Genomic DNA, 16,857 nt, shown 5'->3' with positions numbered 1-16,857 from the left:
CAGACTAACGGATGGGCTCAAAGGCACCATAGTTCAACGACCTTCTTCGCCAGCCATTAAAACATTATCGACATAGAGACCAATTTTCATTCTCTGTGGTGAAGCGCTGAATTTTGCGCTTCATGGATGGCTAACGGGGCAGTTAGTTGCATAAGAGCTGTAAATAAGTATCTTAATGAAATAATCATCTATAAATTTATCTTGAATTATTATATTTTTATTACTATAATTACAAGGAAAGTACGCGAATTGAATAAATGATTGCGAATTGAATACTTTCTTTTAAAAAACTTATTGTAATAAGAAATAGAGGAGCCATTATCATTAAAAAATTAATGTTGTTTACGACTGTGGGAATTCATCAGTTGATGAAGTTGATATTTTTACAGTGAAGAAACTAGGTGTCTTCTAAGCTAGTAAATTTTATAAGGGGTGTTAGAATGCAACAATTATTACATGATGTAGTTGGCGTAACAAATGAATTCCTTTGGTCAAAATTATTAGTTATTATGCTTGTTTCTTGTGGGATTTATTTCACATTTAAATTAAAATTTGTACAGGTTCGAATGTTAAAGGAAATGGTCCGTGTTTTAATGGAGGGGAGAACTAGTTCTAAAGACAGCGTATCCCCATTTCAAGCTTTCTGTATTGGTATGGCGGCTCGCGTTGGAACAGGTAATATCACGGGAATTGCGATTGCGATTGCATTAGGCGGTCCTGGAGCGATATTCTGGATGTGGATTATTGCTATTATTAGCTCAGCAACCAGCTTTATTGAAAGTACGTTAGCACAAGTATATAAAGTAAAAGATAAAACTGGTTTCCGAGGCGGTCCATCCTATTATATGGAAAAAGGATTAAACAAACGTTGGATGGGAGTATTATTCTCCATTTTAATTACGCTTTCTTTCGGTCTTGTATTCAATTCTGTACAATCAAATACCGTTACAATTGCTTTTGAGAACTCATTTGGTACAGATCGTTTAACTGTAGGGATTCTCATGACACTTGCTTTCGCTGTGATTATCTTTGGCGGTGTGAAGCGTATTGCAAAAATTTCTGAATACAAGGTTATGATTCTAGGTGTGTTATACCTTGGAATGGCATTATTCGTCATAGCAATGAACATTACCAAAATGCCGGAAATTCTTTCTCTTATTATTAATAACGCGTTTGGCTTTGAACAACTAGCAGGCGGTTCAATCGGAGCTGCGTTCATGAATGGGGTTAAACGTGGCTTATTCTCGAATGAAGCGGGGATGGGGAGTGCGCCAAACGTTGCTGCAACGGCTAAAACAAGTCATCCGGTGAAACAAGGACTTATTCAGGCATTTGGCGTATTGACGGATACACTGATCATCTGTACAAGCACAGCGTTTATTATTTTACTTTCGGATGCTTATAAACAACCAGGGCTATCTGGCATTGCACTTACACAAACTTCATTAAGTGAACACATTGGTTCCTGGGCATCAGGTTGTCTCGCTATCTTTGTTTTCCTATTTGCATTCGGTTCATTAATTGGTAACTATTATTATGGGGAAACAAATATTCGATTTTTACACTCAAGTAAAGTATGGTTGATTTTATATCGAATAGGCGCGTTCGCCATGATTGTATTCGGTTCGATTGCAAAGGTCGAGCTTGTATGGGAATTAGCAGATATATTTATGGGCTTGATGGTTATCGTAAACTTAATTGCCGTTTTCTTATTATCAAAAGTAGCTTTTGCAGCATTAAGTGATTATATGAATCAGAAAAAAGCTGGCCAAGATCCTGTTTTTTATAAAGACAGCATTAAAGGGCTTGAAAATCTTGAATGTTGGGAGCACTCTCAAGATGCTACCACTTTTAAAAAGGAAAACGCCATGTAATAAAAAAGAACGGCTAAAACTAATATCCCCAGCGAACCGGTTCATTTAGCTCTAATGTTGACAGAACACACGAAAAATCCCCTGAGTACTGTGGGAAGTACCATTAGAGGGACACGAAGGTTATGTGTGAATGACTGACTATATCTATAGTCCATTGTAAGGAATGGGTGACCCTAAAATTTTTTAGGGATAAAAATCGCTGACGGTATTACAACAACCGCAGATAGAACCATTATGGAACATATTATTATCAATGGAGTTTAATATCATTTACTTTAACTATTTTCTCTTACCGTAAATTTTAAAATTTGTACCAACTATTTCAAACTAATATATATGAATAGCTGTCTTTCAGGACAGCTTTTTTTATTTATTGATTGTGAAAGAGTGTACTTAAACTAACTGGCGCTTTAGCTGAAGGTCGGAGCTGTCTTTAAGGCAGCCTTTTTGTATGAAAACACATTAGTAAAAAGGAAAAAACCTCCATATTCTCATTTTTTTCGAAGGGCGTAAATGTACTATTTCGTTATTTTAACTGGTTATGCAGTTTGTTGTTTAGATGGAGCAATTGAATAGCCTTTCTTTTTTAGGTGGAAAATTACGCTACAAAGTTTTTTTGATTTTGCCGTGATCCGTCAAAAGATGACAGAACTGCAAAAAAACTCAGGAGCAAGTATCACTTATAATCGAATTAACTTGAGATAATTCTTTCACTTTCTTTATTTTGTAACGAAACGATAGAAGTCGGATTCATTAATTATACAAACATGCGAAATAACAAGTACGCCTATACTTGTTATTTCGCATGTTTGTATTCATAAAAAAATGGGTGCGTTTACATTTCAGAATATTCTTAAATAATAAATGTGAGTTTTTGTAGTTTTTTGTAGGATGATGTAGTTTCGATGATAAAGTAAATGAAAAGTTAAGTTTTTATTAACATTGGTATCGTTAGGGGATTCAGAGTCAGGTAGCAAAGGTCAAAAAGTAAAAAGAGCTTAAACATAATGAAAAAGGAAAGGTCAGGTAAGTAAAATGAAGAAATTCAAATTAAGTTTAGCTAGCCAAATCTTCATTGGTTTAATTCTAGGGATTATCGTTGGTGCCATTTTTTATGGTAATGAGTCGGCCCAAAGCTTTTTACAGCCATTCGGAGACATTTTCCTACGAATGATTAAAATGATTGTAGTGCCGATCATCGTATCCAGCCTTATCGTTGCAGTTGCCGGTGTAGGTGATTTGAAAGCGGTAGGTAAACTAGGCGCTAAATCATTATCATACTTTGTTGTCGTAACTATGATTGCGATTGCTGTTGGTTTAATTTCAGCGAATATTCTCCAGCCTGGTGCTGGTGTGAATATGAAAAATCTGGAACAAACAGACATTTCCACTTATGTTGATACAGCAGAAACTAAACAGCATGAATCGTTTGTAGATACACTCGTTCATATTGTACCATCCAATCCAGTTAAAGCCATGGTAGAAGGCGATATGCTAGCGATCATTTTCTTCTCCGTGTTGTTTGGACTAAGTATTGCGGCCATAGGAGAAAAGGGTAAACCAGTATTCCGTTTCTTCCAAGGTGTAGCTGAAGGAATGTTCTACCTAACTAACATGGTCATGAAATTCGCTCCTATCGGTGTATTTGCATTAATCGGTGTGACTATCTCCAAGTTCGGTTTGGAATCTTTAATTCCGTTAGGTAAGTTAGTGCTTTCTGTATACGGATCAATGCTTTTCTTTGTAATTGTCATTCTGGGCCTTATTGCAAAATTTGTAGGATTCAATATCTTTACGTTGATTAAACTTCTAAAAGAGGAATTGATTCTTGCTTTCTCTACAGCAAGTTCAGAATCGGTTCTTCCGAAAATCATGGAAAAAATGGAGAAAGCGGGATGTCCGAAACATATTGCTACATTTGTTATTCCGACTGGATACTCCTTTAACCTTGATGGTTCTACATTATACCAAGCGTTAGCAGCTATCTTCATCGCTCAAATGTACGGAATCGATTTAAGTGCGTATGAGCAAATTACGCTAATGCTAGTGTTAATGATCACGTCCAAGGGGATTGCGGGTGTACCGGGTGTATCCTTCGTAGTTCTTTTAGCGACATTGGGAACTGTCGGCATTCCTATTGAAGGTTTAGCATTTATTGCCGGTATCGACCGTATTCTTGATATGGGACGTACTGTAGTAAACGTTATCGGTAATTCACTTGCGGCAATCGTCATCTCTAAATGGGAAGGTCAATTTAATGAAGTGAGAATAAAGTCGGATAAAGTTTCATAACCGTGTTTAATGACTAAGAATACGAATCGGAATTCTCTTTGAAGAAATTAACCAAAATGATTGAAGTTTCACCCACAACATCACCGCGATAATGTTTTTTTGGTTCTTGTGTAAAACTTCAAGATTAGAGTTGGACTCTTTATCTAAGCAAGTAATCCAGAGTGATTCCTGAATTTTGGTTACCATATGTTATATATCAATCTTCCGCAATCGGGCGCTTTTATTGAGTAAGAGAAGTGAACAGACTTTTTTATAAAAGAATGATTGAATTGAATATATTAAGAGCGTGTTTTGATCAATCTCAAAACACGCTCTTTCTTTTTTGTTTATCAAGGTCATTATTATCAATTTGATCAAATATTAATCTAAAAGTTTTATGCAACTAACGTATGCGTTAATTCCATAAGAAGCTTAAGAAGACCACTTTTAAATCAAAGAAAATGGGGAGCGAAGCATATTTATATTTGGCAATTTAGATACGAACGTACATAATAACGGCAGAGGTAAAAGTTTGACTTAAGTTCTAAAAGACAAGCTCCGCATACAATATTAAGGTGGCAGGTAACGATCCATTGAAAGAGAGGATGCCTTTAATGTTGGAAGAAAGTTGGGAATCCTTTATAAAGAAAATAAGAAATTTTTTTTAGAACTAGAAAAATATAAGTGGAAAAATAAATCTGAATAATTTCATAAAATTTCAGATCTTTGAGGGGGGGAAGTATATTGTTAAAAGTAGTTAGAATTATTTTAGGGATAATTGTTCTTGCTTTATCTACTTATCAACTTATTACTGGGAATTTTGAGTTGATGCTATATTCTATGTTCTTCTTGGGAGCACTAATGTTTGTAATAGGCTTAGCCGAACTTCAAAAAGACAGAAAAGGATTTGTAGGGTATATGTGTATTGTTGTCTCTTTATTTCTTATCTTTGCTTCCATACTGGAAATCGTAATATACTAGCGAGGCAATAATGACAAAGAATCGACAATAACTTTTATGGTTACTAATAAAGAGCAGGTGCTTGTAACATAAAATAGATTTAAAAGACGTTGAGCATTGATTTGTCAACGTCTTTTTATAATGTTGCACATTATATGGTAGAGGTTTTAATGTAGTTCAGACATCTCCGAAGACCTCTTCTACAACAAGAAATCAACTGCATACTCATTATCAATAGGGTCTTTCTCTAATTCTGGCTTATAAAGGGTTATTGCTATCGACGAATCGCCGGGTGAAACCTATCGTGAAGAATTCTAGATCCTATAATTAATTCTATTGATTTAGCTATAACCTCAGCTTCATTTTTACTTATATATGCCTTTGCTTTTTTTTATTTTTAATGCCGATTATTCTTTGAACAATTCTTAATTTAAAATGGTCAGTTAAAATCATATTTCCTTTTTCAATTCCTCCTGTGTCGTATTTTGGTTCTAGTGAAAGCAAACTAGGTCCACATAAAAAGGGCGTTTATTTTGTAACGTCAAGGTAGGTGTACAAGCATTTCCTAATTAGCTCCATAACATATTAGGAGGTGATTAAATTGACAGTTAAATTAGAAACTTTATTGGATCGTTCAGAAAAGAATATGGGCAGCGGAATTCATCCAGTCGTAAAAGAATCAGCTTTGGAAATGGTTAAACGGGCATATCAAGAAGGCATTTTCGCGCAAATCAGCGCAGGTTATCGGTCTATGGAAGAGCAAGCAAAGCTATATGGTCAAGGTCGCCTAGGTTATATATACGATGGTAAAAACTATAGTGATTTATCAAAACCAAGAGTGACCAACGCGATGCCAGGTCAATCTTACCATAACTATGGACTGGCCATTGATTATTTCATAGTCAGCGATGATGGAAGGAATGCCATATGGACAGTTGATGCAAAATGGAGACGGGTAGCGGCTATTGGTAAATCCTTGGGCTTTGCATGGGGCGGGGATTGGTCAAGCTTTAAAGATTATCCGCACTTGGATATGACGGGCGGACTGACTTATTCTCAGTTAAAAGCGGGAACAAAGCCTAGACTGATCTCAAAAGTGAATGGAACCACTCCACCAGCTACACAAGTCGAATCCGAAGTCATTGTAAAAGATACACCAAAGGACAGCGGCAACAACACTATCAGGTCCATTCAGAGGACATTAAATAGCAGATATAATGCAAAAATAGATGTTGATGGATATTATGGTCCCAATACTAAAAAAGCGCTGATCAAGGGTTTTCAAACCGAATTGAATAAACAATATGGTGCAAAGATTAATGTTGATGGAATATGGGGACCTCAAACAAAAGCGGCTTCAAATAATGTTAGGGAAGGGGCGGAAGGGAATATCACCTATATCCTTCAAGCTGCACTTTATTTGGAAGGACATAATCCACATGGCATAGATGGTATCTTTGGAAGCGGAACGGAAATAGCGGTGAAGTCATTTCAAAGGGCCAATGGAATATCTGCAGACGGAATCGCCGGTGAAAATACCTTCGCAAAACTATTTGGATGATATATGAAATGGGATAGAACGATAATGTTTAAATGCAATTAACTTAGCAAAAAAGCCCTTAAAATGAGGGCCCTTTTTTATGAAAGAAAAAGTATTTTAGAATGGCAGTTTTTTAAAAGTAAATATCCCAATCGTTTAAGAATCGAAGTATAAGGAACGTGAGAATACATATCGGGACAAGAAATGTAACCCCATTCACGAAATGAAAGTACTTTAATGCGGAATGCTTTTTGACTTTAATTACTAAATAGAAGAATGATAAAGTTGCAATCAATGGGCATAACAAGCCAAGATCAGTTAAAATGCTTGAAATTGGGTGATTCAAAACACTAAGTCCAATGAGGAATGAAGCAAGGCAGAGAACATTGATAACCGACAAAATGGTTGGTATTAACAACAAGTTCTTTTTTACTGTCTCCATAAATTTCACCTCCCAGGAGATAACCCCACACGATATCTTATAATATCCACTGATTAGGTAGCAAAGCAAGGTTAAGGCTTTGTTAAAAGCAAACGTTGATTTAGGTGTACAATGAGAAAATAATCAAAATTTATCCATTCACAAATATGAATTGTAATATTTATCGAGTATTTATGCTCATTTTTGTTCACTTAAAATTGACTGAAATATAATAGTTTTTTTAATTTTCCATCACATTTAGACAATAAAGTTAAAGGAGGACATAACTTTATTGGAGGAAAAAATGAAAAAAATATGGAAAAAGCCAATTTTGCCTATCGCCTCTATTAGTTTGGCATCTGTGATGTTTGTAAATGCACTTCCCGAAACTCCAGTTCAAGCAGAATTGAATGTTCAATCACAAGTGCAAATGAAAAATCATTTGCTTCCGCTTGGAACGCCAAATTTGCAGGAGAAAAGAACTTCCGTGAATTTAGCACCAGGAGTGAAGTATACCAAAATCAATCGTGGTGAAACATCTTCTAAAGACTTTTACACAGTGGATGTGGCATTTGTAGAAACACAAAAGCAGGCAAAGAAATTGTTGGAAAATTTAAAGAGAGACGGTTTCAAAAATGCTCGTATCATAAAAGAGCCGGATCGGGCAGTGGATGACCGGAAAAAAGGACCGCTTGGTTACATTGTTCGCATCGGTCAATATCAGCTGGAAGCGGATGCAGCCGAAATGAGAAACAAGTTAGCGGAAAAGGGATATTCGGGACTACGGACTGTGTATACGGGTGAAGACGGAGAGAAAACATCAGGACCATGGGTAGTGAACGTCCTTGAAGTGGATCAGGGTCGATTTCATGGGCATGTGGTGCCTGGATTAGCAAATGATGCAGTGGCGGGGAAAGAAACATTGACCCAAATCGCTAATAGAAATGATGCCATTGCAGGAGTTAATGCTGGATACTTTGTTGTAGGAGAGAAGGATGGAACACCAGGCGATCTTGCCGGTATATTTGCCAGCAAAGGTCAACTTGTCAGTGAAGCTATAAATGGCCGTTCAGCTCTGATTTTATCTTCTGTTGAAGAGAAGGCAAACATTGCATCTGTGTCCACGTCAATCCAGGCTACTTCATCTGATGGTGCGGTTAGGGAAGTGGATGGATTAAATCGGAAGCCAGGATTAATCCGCAATTGTGGCGGTGTTGGAGGAGATACGACAACAGAACGGGCAAAACATGATTTTACTTGTAAGGATGAAAGTGAACTTATCCAATATACGTCCGTATTTGGAGAAAAGACAGAATCGGGCGACGGTATGGAAGTGGTAGTAAATCAAGCCGGGGTAGTGGCGGAAATTCGTAACAAGCGTGGGGGAGACATTCCAAGCAGTGGTTCTGTTCTTTCGGGAACGGGGGAGGCGGCAGAGTGGCTTCGTGACCATGCCCGACAAGGAATGAAGGTTCAAGTGAAAAGTAAAATCATCGGCGATGGAAAGCAATTAAATTTAGACCAAACCACAAGTATGATTAATGGAGGTCCTCGATTATTGGAAAACGGAGAAATTTCCATTAATGCCGTAGAGGAAGGATTTCACTGGGAAGAAGATCCAGGATTTTATTATCGTTTTGGGGAGCGTCGTAATCCTAGAACGCTTGCGGGAATCAAAGAGAATGGCAATCTATTATTTGTCACCATTGATGGACGCGCACCCGGATGGAGCGTGGGAGCTAATTTTGAAGAAAGCGCGAAAGTCATGAAGTCATTAGGGGCAATCGATGCCATCAATCTTGACGGCGGCGGATCGACGACCATGACAGTCGGGGATGACCGAGTCACAAGACCATCTGATGCAGCAGGTGAACGCCCGATTGCCGACGGTATTCTGTTAGTAGAATAGATGGGCGGAGATTAATGTCTTCATTTATCGTTTTAGGTCAAGCGGGTCGTCACAAAAAAATCTCTTCAGAAAGGTTTCTGAAGAGATTTTTTTTTGTGATATTTTGATATAATTTAATATAAGGATTTTGAAAGACTTTCAGTAGTTTTTAACAATAAAGAGATATGTTGTTCCATCGATTCCTTATTCCAGCGAAAGACAGGCCCGGAAATGGAGATGGCTCCAATGACTTTTCCTTTAGCACCGAATACTGGTGCTGATAATGCAGCTACATTCTTCGTGATTTCTTCCTCATTAATTGAATAACGGGTATTTACTATAATTTCTAATTGTTGTTGTAGCTTTTTTCTTTCTTCCTCTGGAAGGAGGTTTAATACTTGAGCCTGTAATCCTTCGCTTAGAAATGCCAATATTACCCGTCCGCTTGAGCCAAGTTGCAGCGGAATCCTATTGCCAACACCTGCCCTTCTGCTAATTTCCTGTTTGCTTTCATGTTCGATTACACACATCCTAATCATGTTTGTTAACATATAAAATCCTACCGTTTCCTGTGTTTCGTCTCTTAATTTAATTAGTTGTGGATCGATTATCGAGACAAAAGGTACATCGGTTATAATTTTATTTGCATAATCGATAAACACCGTGCCAAGTGAATATTTTTTAGAATCTGCATCTTGGAATACCAAACCGTCCATTTTCAAAGTAGTAAGCAAACGATGGGTGATAGGGGGAGAAATATTAAGGTTTTCACTAATATTTTTAATTCCTTGTGGACCGGTTGTTTCATTCAAATAATTGATGATTTTGATTGCACGCTGTACCGTAGACGAAATCTTAGTGTTCATGAATATATCCTCCAAATAAAATTCCGAATTAATTTAATTATTTAAAATATTATATCATAGTAAGATAAGGACCTCTTTATCATTTCTATAATTTGAACGGGGTGATTCAAAATTTTCACGAAAAGTGAACTTTTTGGGTCATCCCTTCTTTGTTAAAAAATTATATTTGTATAAATTTTGGTGAAGAAAAACTCAATTTTCCTGCAAGATGAGGTCTTGATCAATAGATTGACTTTTCTGAAAATTAACTTTATATTCATGATATAGGAATCGTGGTTCCTGTATTATGAATATTAATTTCGTGAAATGTTGAAAGGGAGTGAAATAGTAACCTGAAAAATGAATCACATGTACAGATCCTGACTCGGAGAAAAGTATAAAAAAGTAAAAGTGGGGATAAAAAAATGAAACATCCAACAAGGGGAAATAATATGTCCGTGAAATTAATGGATTCTAATTCTAGAAAAGCCTATTCTGGTGCGATGCCAGACACAAAAGGATTAAACTTTTTTGAAGAGGATCAAAACTTGTCTTTTATACTAAAACATTATCTTTCTACTGAAAATTATGAACGTGCCCTTCCTCACCTAAAGGAGTTAGGGGAAATGGCCGGAACAAGGCTTGATGAATTATCCCGCATGGCGGATAAGCATACTCCCGAGTTAATAAATTACGATGCAAAAGGGGAACGAGTAGACGAAGTTGAATATCATCCTTCCTATAAAGAGATGGAATCATTAGGATATGGAAAGTTCGCTCTGGTCGCTATGTCTCATAAACCGGTGTTAGGGTTTCCAACTAAACTACCGCACGTGTTAAAGTACGGATTTTGGTATTTGTTCGTCCAATCCGAGTTTGGTTTAGCTTGCCCGATGAGCATGACTGACTCTGCTGCAAGGGTCTTAAGTAAATTTGGTGATCAAGGATTAAAAGAAACCTATTTGTCTCGTATGACGAGTACTGATATAAATACATTTTGGACAGGTGCCCAATTTATGACCGAAAAACAAGGCGGGTCTGACGTAGGTGCTAATACGGCAACAGCAAAGAAAGTAGATGACCATTGGGAGATTTGGGGTGATAAATGGTTTTGTTCCAATGTTTCAGCAGATGTAGCATTAGTTTTGGCTCGCCCTGAAGGGGCCCCCGAGGGTACTAAAGGTCTTGGAATGTTTTTAATGCCAAGAAAACTACCAGATGGATCTCTAAATAAATACAAAGTTAATCGCCTAAAAGATAAATTTGGGACCCGCGATATGGCTTCCGGTGAGGTGACTTTTGAAGGTGCCGTTGCTTATGTCGTAGGAGATATAACTAAAGGGTTTAAACAAATGATGTCGATGGTAAATTCTTCACGGTTATCCAACGCCGTACGCTCTAGCGCGATGATGCGAAGAAGTTTTTTAGAAGCATTCGTTTCAGCTCGCGGACGTGTCGCATTTGGCAGCTCCTTGTCTGATAAACCCCTTATGAAAGAAACACTTTTTGAACTATTACTAGATTGCGAAGCAGCTGCGTCGATCACATTTTACACAGCTTCCGTTTATGATAAATCCGATCAAGGGAACGTGGAAGCTGAAAGGCTATTACGAATTTTGACGCCATTGTTAAAAGGGTACATTTGTAAACGTGCAAGGAATTCTACCTCTGAAGGGATGGAAGCCAGGGGAGGAAATGGATATATCGAGGATTGGATAGATTCAAAACTTGTACGGGATGCTCATGTGGGTTCCATATGGGAAGGTACCACCAATATCGTTGCCTTAGATGTTGTAAGAGCGTTAGTGAAAGACAAAGCAGGAGAAACCTTTTTTAACGACTTATACAATCGGTTGGATGCTATTACGAATTCTTTAGCTAAACAGATTGGGAAAATCCTTCTGCAAATATCCAAAAAAGTCGAATCGCAATCACACAGGATGATGAGTCTGAATGGACCAGAAAGGGAATTGCCTGCTAAACAATTAATGAACCGTATGTATCATATATTCACTGCAAGTCTTTTATTAAATGAAGCAGAAGTACAAATTACAGGCCAAGAAAACTATCGGAAATTATACATGACTTTGCAGTATATCCATCGTTATTTGCTTTCAAGTGGCTTGGATGAACTTACTTACTTTGATTCATCATTATTACAATGGTTTGATGCTATTGTTGACTTTGAAAAAGTATCAAAAGGAGCTTTAGAAGGTTTGCTGGAAAACGTGCAACAGGCCGTGAAACTCTAAACGTCAAAGGATGGAGGTGAAAACAATGCCTAGGGCATTAAGCCGGATAAAAGTTCTTGATCTAAGCCGAGTGGTGGCTGGTCCTGTTTGCACAAGCATTTTAGGAGATTTGGGTGCAGATATCATTAAAGTGGAAGGGCCGGATTTCTTGGATGAAACCCGAACATGGTTTCCTCCGGACATTGAAGATATTAGTTTGTATTATGCGGCAGTTAATCGAAATAAACGTGCCATAACGGTGAATTTAAAGACAAAAGAAGGAATTCAAATCATAAAAAAACTCATCCAGGAATCTGATGTTATCGTAGAAAATTTTAAGACAGGAACGATGGAGCGGTTAGGACTCGGATATGAAGACTTGAAAGCGTTAAACCCTAAAATAATTCACTGCTCCATTACAGGGTTTGGTCACACAGGACCGTATAAACAATTACCTGGATATGACTTTCTTGCTCAGGCAATGAGTGGTTTTATGAGTGTGAATGGCACATCCAGTGGTGAACCTGTAAAAGCTGGGATTGCCATGGCCGATTTATATGCAGGTCTATATGCAATCATTAGCATATTAGCTGCTTTGGAGGCAAGGAACCATACCGGTTGTGGTCAGCATTGTGACATCTCCCTTATGGACTCAATGGTTGCTTCTTTGCTAAATATAGGTACAGGTTTTTTAAACACAGGAAATCTGCCTAAGCGGTATGGAAATCAGCATCCGACCCTAGTTCCCTATCAGAATTTCCAAACAAAAGATAATGAGATAATAATTGCAGTAGGCAACGACAGGCAATTCCAGCGTTTTTGTTCATTAATAAATGCAGAGGAATTACCACAGGATGAGCGTTTTGCAACAGCTAATGCAAGAATCATATATAGGGAAGAGTTAATTCCTATATTACAAGAAGTGATATTAACAAAAACAGCAGATGGATGGCTTACACTCTTCCATGAAAACAATATACCTTGTGGTCCCATCAATACTCTAGATAGAGTTTTTACAGATGAACAAGTACTTGAAAGGCAAATGATTCAGGAAGTTGAACATCCCACAGTGGGAATTGTTAAACTTTTGGGATCACCTATAAAACTCTCGGATACTCCTGTCGCAATCGAGAGGCATCCTCCGTTGCATGGGGAACATACCGAAGAAGTATTGTTGGAATTAGGGTACGATAAACAAGAAATTGAATCGTTCGTGGAAGATAAGGTTATTTGAAATAAATTTATTATTCGGCATCCTAATATTAGATGGAATTAGGAAGAAATCCCCTAAGTATTTATTAAGTAATAATATTGAAGCTAAACGATATTAATGAACAAAATTAGTATGGAAAAACGAAGCAGTGATGAATAATTCTACATCAGATTACTATCATCCGATGATTTTAAACTTTAAATTAATAGCGCTTACATCAGGTGGATTTTTACCGTTTTAACAAGTATATAATCCAAAAAATCAGGGGGGTTAGTATGACTAAAGGTGCGTCAGATCGGACTTGGATGGTGGTATTCGTCGCATGCTTTTTAGGTCTTGTTGTGGATGGCATGGATTTAATCATGCTATCAATCACGATGCCTAGTCTAATGGAAGAATTTAATATTGGTAAAGCAGATGCAGGGCTCATTGCTACATGGTCCTTAGTGGGCATGGCGGTCGGCGGAATCGGTGGCGGTTGGTTATCTGACCGCTTTGGCCGGGTAAGAATGGCGACCTGGATGATGGTTCTTTTCTCTATTGGTACGTGTTTACTCGGATTAGCCCAAACGTATGAACAATTTATCGTTATTCGTTTCATTTCTGCTATCGGAATCGGGGCGGAATATACGATCGTTACGATGCTTATGGCTGAATATGTACCTACGAAAAAAAGGACGACGATTTTAGGAACACTACAAGCAGCTTATTCATTAGGGTATTTAGTAGCAGCTTTACTGGCTGGTGCAATCTTGCCTGAATACGGATGGAGGCCCCTTTTCTTTATCGCTGTTGCGCCTGTTCTTTTGGCAATTTATATCAGATACAAAATTCCAGAACCTCCAGGATGGAAAGAAAGGGCCCAAGTGCAAAAACAAAAGGGTAATAAGAAAAATGAGTGGGCTGCGATTTTCAAAGATTCAAAAACAAGAAAGATTTTTATATTTTGGGGCCTTACTGCGACCTTCTTACAATTTGCTTATTATGGCATTGGTACCTGGCTGCCGACGTATATTGTTTCTGATTTAGGTTTTGATTTTAAAAAGATGACAGGTTATATTGTAGGGACATATGCAGCAGCAATCTTAGGTAAGATCATTGCAGGTTGGCTGGCTGATCTTTACGGTCGAAAAACGATGTTTATAGTTGGTGGTTTCTCTACGGCAATTGTCTTACCAATCGTTTATCTTTATAATTCACCGTCTAACATTATTCTGTTACTAACTATACTAGGTTTTCTCTATGGTATACCTTATGCAGTAAATGCTACTTATATGGCTGAGAGTTTTCCTGCACATATTCGTGGTACAGCTGTAGGGGGATCATATAATGTAGGTAGAGTCGGATCAGCGATGGCTCCATTTCTCATCGGAGTCATGGCAGAATCCTATTCAATTGGATTCGGATTAGCTACATTGGCTATTGCCTATGTGGTTTCAGCATTAATTCCTGCACTGTTTATTCGGGAAAAAATGTACGATCCATTCGGGAAGGAAGAAAATCCTGCAACTGAGCTAAAAGAAAGCGTATACAATAATCGGTCTATATAAGTACTTTATATAGTGAGTTTTGCATTTCAACCATATCAATTACTTAAAATAATTTCATTAAGTATATGAATGCCGGAATGAATATAAAATAGGGTGGGATTTGAACAGGTTTTTTGTAGTAGGTCCTGACGGCATGATGCTCGTTCGAGATGAATGTAAATTAATAAATAGTTTTTCTCAAAAAAGAGACTGTCAATGACGATCTCTTTTTTGCCCTTTTTAGCGCCCGATTGTGTAAGTTCCTTTTTAAATCTTCATTCAAGATATGTCTAGACTAGTTACAAAACTCCCTTATAATCTGGTTCTTTATTTCTTCTACCGGAAACCCTTGTTGATAGGTGGATATCATCAACATAATACCTTGTAGCACAGATGAAAAATATAATGATCGTTTCCTTGGTTCCTTTTCACCCATACTTTCAAATATTTTACATTGAAACTCAAATTGTCTAGCGTTTTCTTCAATTATGAGATGACTGTATTTTTTCAACTCTTCATTTGCCTCTGGCTGAGTTTGAAGGTGTAGATAGAAGCGATGGATTTCTGGTTTTTGGTGGATATTATCAATCGCACCATTGATTATATGTTCAAGCTGTTCACGAGGTGAATTTAAACTAAACGCTTCTTCCATGACTTCCACCACTTCCTTGATTCTGGCCTCGATCATTTCAGAAAGCAGTTCTTCTTTTCCTTTGTAATAGTTATAGAGTAACCCTTTCGAAATGCCCGCCTGCTTGGCAATATCGCTTATGGAAGTAGCGTAATATCCTTGTTTCATAAATAACTCCATGGCTGCAGCGCGAATTTTTTCTTTGGATGCTTGGCGAATACGGTCATTTTCTTCGGGAGTACGTGGCATTTTATTTTCTTTCCTCCATAAAAGCAGTGAATTCTTGATATAAAACTTCAGAATGGGTGAGGGGAAGCATATGATCGGCATCCTCAATTTCGATGAAACGGATGTTTGGAACCCTTTGGAAAAAATCGGCAACTCGAAAATTATCTGCCAAATCCTTTTTGCCGATAAAAAATAAAGTTTCAGGGTTCAATTCTTCTAATCGTTCCATTGCTGGCGGCTGTGGCCATATCATGCAGAAATCAGCGGGCCACTTAAGCATGCGCCCGAAATGATGCCTGAGCATTTGGACAGTGAGATCTTTGTGCGGACTATCGATAACAACCTGATATGTTGGTGAATGAAGGGCAAGCTCTAACATCTTATCTATATTGGGGGCACTTTTCAATATCTTGTCATGATATTGTTCAAACTCCTTTGAATAGGGAAAACCAGTTAAAGAAGGAGCAATTAATACAAGTTTCGATATCCTTTCAGGGTGAATAAGGGCGAAATCAGTTGCAATCTGCCCGCCCATTGAATGACCTATAATCGTTGCCTGATTAAGCTCCAGGTAATCCATTAGTGCCAATACATCGTCAACATAGTTTGCATGTTTTATGGGGGATGGTGATTTACCGGCACCACGGCCATCAAAAGCAACCACTTTGTAATTTTTAGATAAAAGAGATGCTAAAAATGTCCATTGCCTCAAATCAACCCCACCACCATGAATAAGAACAACCGGAAGACCCTTGCCATTAATCTCGAAATGTAAATCCAATGCAACCCCTCCGTCTTTTATCACTGAATTTTCAGATTTATTTTATTATTGAATGAACGTTTAGTCAACAGAAAATGCAATAAAATTTTGAATGAGCTTAGATATTATTTCTATTCCCATAATGGGGCTAATCAACAGAAAAAGCACATACCCAGAAGCATAGCACCCTGAAATGGCCCCTTTTCCTGATTTTACAGTTTGGATAAGGCTGAACCTGCTTACTAGTAGATATGTATATCCCTGCATTGACAGGGTTTAAAATGATTCCGCCATTTATAATAAGAATAGCTGGAGCATGGGTTACATTTTAGAAAACGATAGCAACAACATAACGCTGATGGAATAACTTTGGGGCAGCATTCCTGTTAGAAGGATGTTCGGGGTCTTGAAAGAAAAAGAGCCCTCTTGTATGATGCATGAGTGTCAACGACCATTGACCCAGCAT

Annotated in this window: 12 protein-coding genes; 8 read left to right on the top strand and 4 right to left on the bottom strand. The window is 37.7% G+C overall.

What is annotated here, in order from left to right:
* Positions 1 to 440: 440 nt before the first annotated feature.
* The 4 genes from ACIQYG_RS25800 (at position 441) to ACIQYG_RS25785 (ending at position 6,666) form a co-directional block, all read left to right on the top strand.
* Positions 441 to 1,874, top strand: a complete 1,434-nt coding sequence (locus tag ACIQYG_RS25800) for an alanine/glycine:cation symporter family protein (RefSeq protein ID WP_402844154.1) — start codon at positions 441 to 443, stop codon at positions 1,872 to 1,874.
* A gap of 1,035 nt (positions 1,875 to 2,909) precedes the next feature.
* Positions 2,910 to 4,166, top strand: a complete 1,257-nt coding sequence (locus ACIQYG_RS25795) for a cation:dicarboxylate symporter family transporter (RefSeq protein ID WP_402844151.1) — start codon at positions 2,910 to 2,912, stop codon at positions 4,164 to 4,166.
* A 723-nt stretch (positions 4,167 to 4,889) separates the two neighbouring features.
* Positions 4,890 to 5,126 carry a DUF3953 domain-containing protein gene (locus tag ACIQYG_RS25790; RefSeq protein ID WP_402844148.1) on the top strand — a complete coding sequence of 79 codons (237 nt, stop codon included), beginning with the start codon at positions 4,890 to 4,892 and terminating at the stop codon, positions 5,124 to 5,126.
* A gap of 580 nt (positions 5,127 to 5,706) precedes the next feature.
* Positions 5,707 to 6,666 carry a peptidoglycan-binding protein gene (locus tag ACIQYG_RS25785; RefSeq protein WP_402844145.1) on the top strand — a complete coding sequence of 320 codons (960 nt, stop codon included), beginning with the start codon at positions 5,707 to 5,709 and terminating at the stop codon, positions 6,664 to 6,666.
* A 112-nt stretch (positions 6,667 to 6,778) separates the two neighbouring features.
* On the opposite strand, the gene ACIQYG_RS25780 is transcribed toward ACIQYG_RS25785, so the two are convergent.
* The gene (locus tag ACIQYG_RS25780) at positions 6,779 to 7,087 is read right to left on the bottom strand and encodes a hypothetical protein (protein ID WP_402844142.1); all 309 of its coding nucleotides are present in this window, start codon (positions 7,085 to 7,087) and stop codon (positions 6,779 to 6,781) included.
* Positions 7,088 to 7,370: 283 nt separating this feature from the next.
* Between ACIQYG_RS25780 and ACIQYG_RS25775 the strand changes: the two genes are divergently transcribed.
* Entirely contained in the window at positions 7,371 to 8,975 is a 1,605-nt protein-coding gene (locus ACIQYG_RS25775; protein ID WP_402844139.1) for a phosphodiester glycosidase family protein, read from the top strand.
* Between the two features lie 113 nt (positions 8,976 to 9,088).
* On the opposite strand, the gene ACIQYG_RS25770 is transcribed toward ACIQYG_RS25775, so the two are convergent.
* The gene (locus ACIQYG_RS25770; RefSeq protein WP_402844137.1) at positions 9,089 to 9,820 is read right to left on the bottom strand and encodes an IclR family transcriptional regulator; all 732 of its coding nucleotides are present in this window, start codon (positions 9,818 to 9,820) and stop codon (positions 9,089 to 9,091) included.
* 446 nt (positions 9,821 to 10,266) lie between these two features.
* Between ACIQYG_RS25770 and ACIQYG_RS25765 the strand changes: the two genes are divergently transcribed.
* The 3 genes from ACIQYG_RS25765 to ACIQYG_RS25755 all read left to right on the top strand — a co-directional run bounded on the left by ACIQYG_RS25765 (position 10,267) and on the right by ACIQYG_RS25755 (position 14,793).
* Complete coding sequence (locus ACIQYG_RS25765) at positions 10,267 to 12,051, top strand: acyl-CoA dehydrogenase family protein (RefSeq protein WP_402844157.1); 1,785 nt, start codon at positions 10,267 to 10,269, stop codon at positions 12,049 to 12,051.
* A 25-nt stretch (positions 12,052 to 12,076) separates the two neighbouring features.
* The gene (locus tag ACIQYG_RS25760) at positions 12,077 to 13,264 is read left to right on the top strand and encodes a CaiB/BaiF CoA transferase family protein (protein WP_402844134.1); all 1,188 of its coding nucleotides are present in this window, start codon (positions 12,077 to 12,079) and stop codon (positions 13,262 to 13,264) included.
* Between the two features lie 254 nt (positions 13,265 to 13,518).
* Complete coding sequence (locus ACIQYG_RS25755) at positions 13,519 to 14,793, top strand: MFS transporter (protein ID WP_402844131.1); 1,275 nt, start codon at positions 13,519 to 13,521, stop codon at positions 14,791 to 14,793.
* Positions 14,794 to 15,067: 274 nt separating this feature from the next.
* Here the strand turns inward: ACIQYG_RS25755 and ACIQYG_RS25750 are convergent, their stop codons facing one another.
* Positions 15,068 to 15,652 carry a TetR/AcrR family transcriptional regulator gene (locus ACIQYG_RS25750; RefSeq protein WP_402844129.1) on the bottom strand — a complete coding sequence of 195 codons (585 nt, stop codon included), beginning with the start codon at positions 15,650 to 15,652 and terminating at the stop codon, positions 15,068 to 15,070.
* A gap of 1 nt (position 15,653) precedes the next feature.
* Complete coding sequence (locus ACIQYG_RS25745) at positions 15,654 to 16,412, bottom strand: alpha/beta fold hydrolase (RefSeq protein WP_402844127.1); 759 nt, start codon at positions 16,410 to 16,412, stop codon at positions 15,654 to 15,656.
* Between the last annotated feature and the right edge of the window lie 445 nt (positions 16,413 to 16,857).

It is taken from the genome of Peribacillus sp. NPDC096622, assembly GCF_044762665.1.
GTDB lineage: Bacteria > Bacillota > Bacilli > Bacillales > DSM-1321 > Peribacillus > Peribacillus frigoritolerans_B.
The sequence above is the reverse complement of the archived record's forward strand: the minus strand, read 5'-3'. Positions and strand labels throughout refer to the sequence as shown.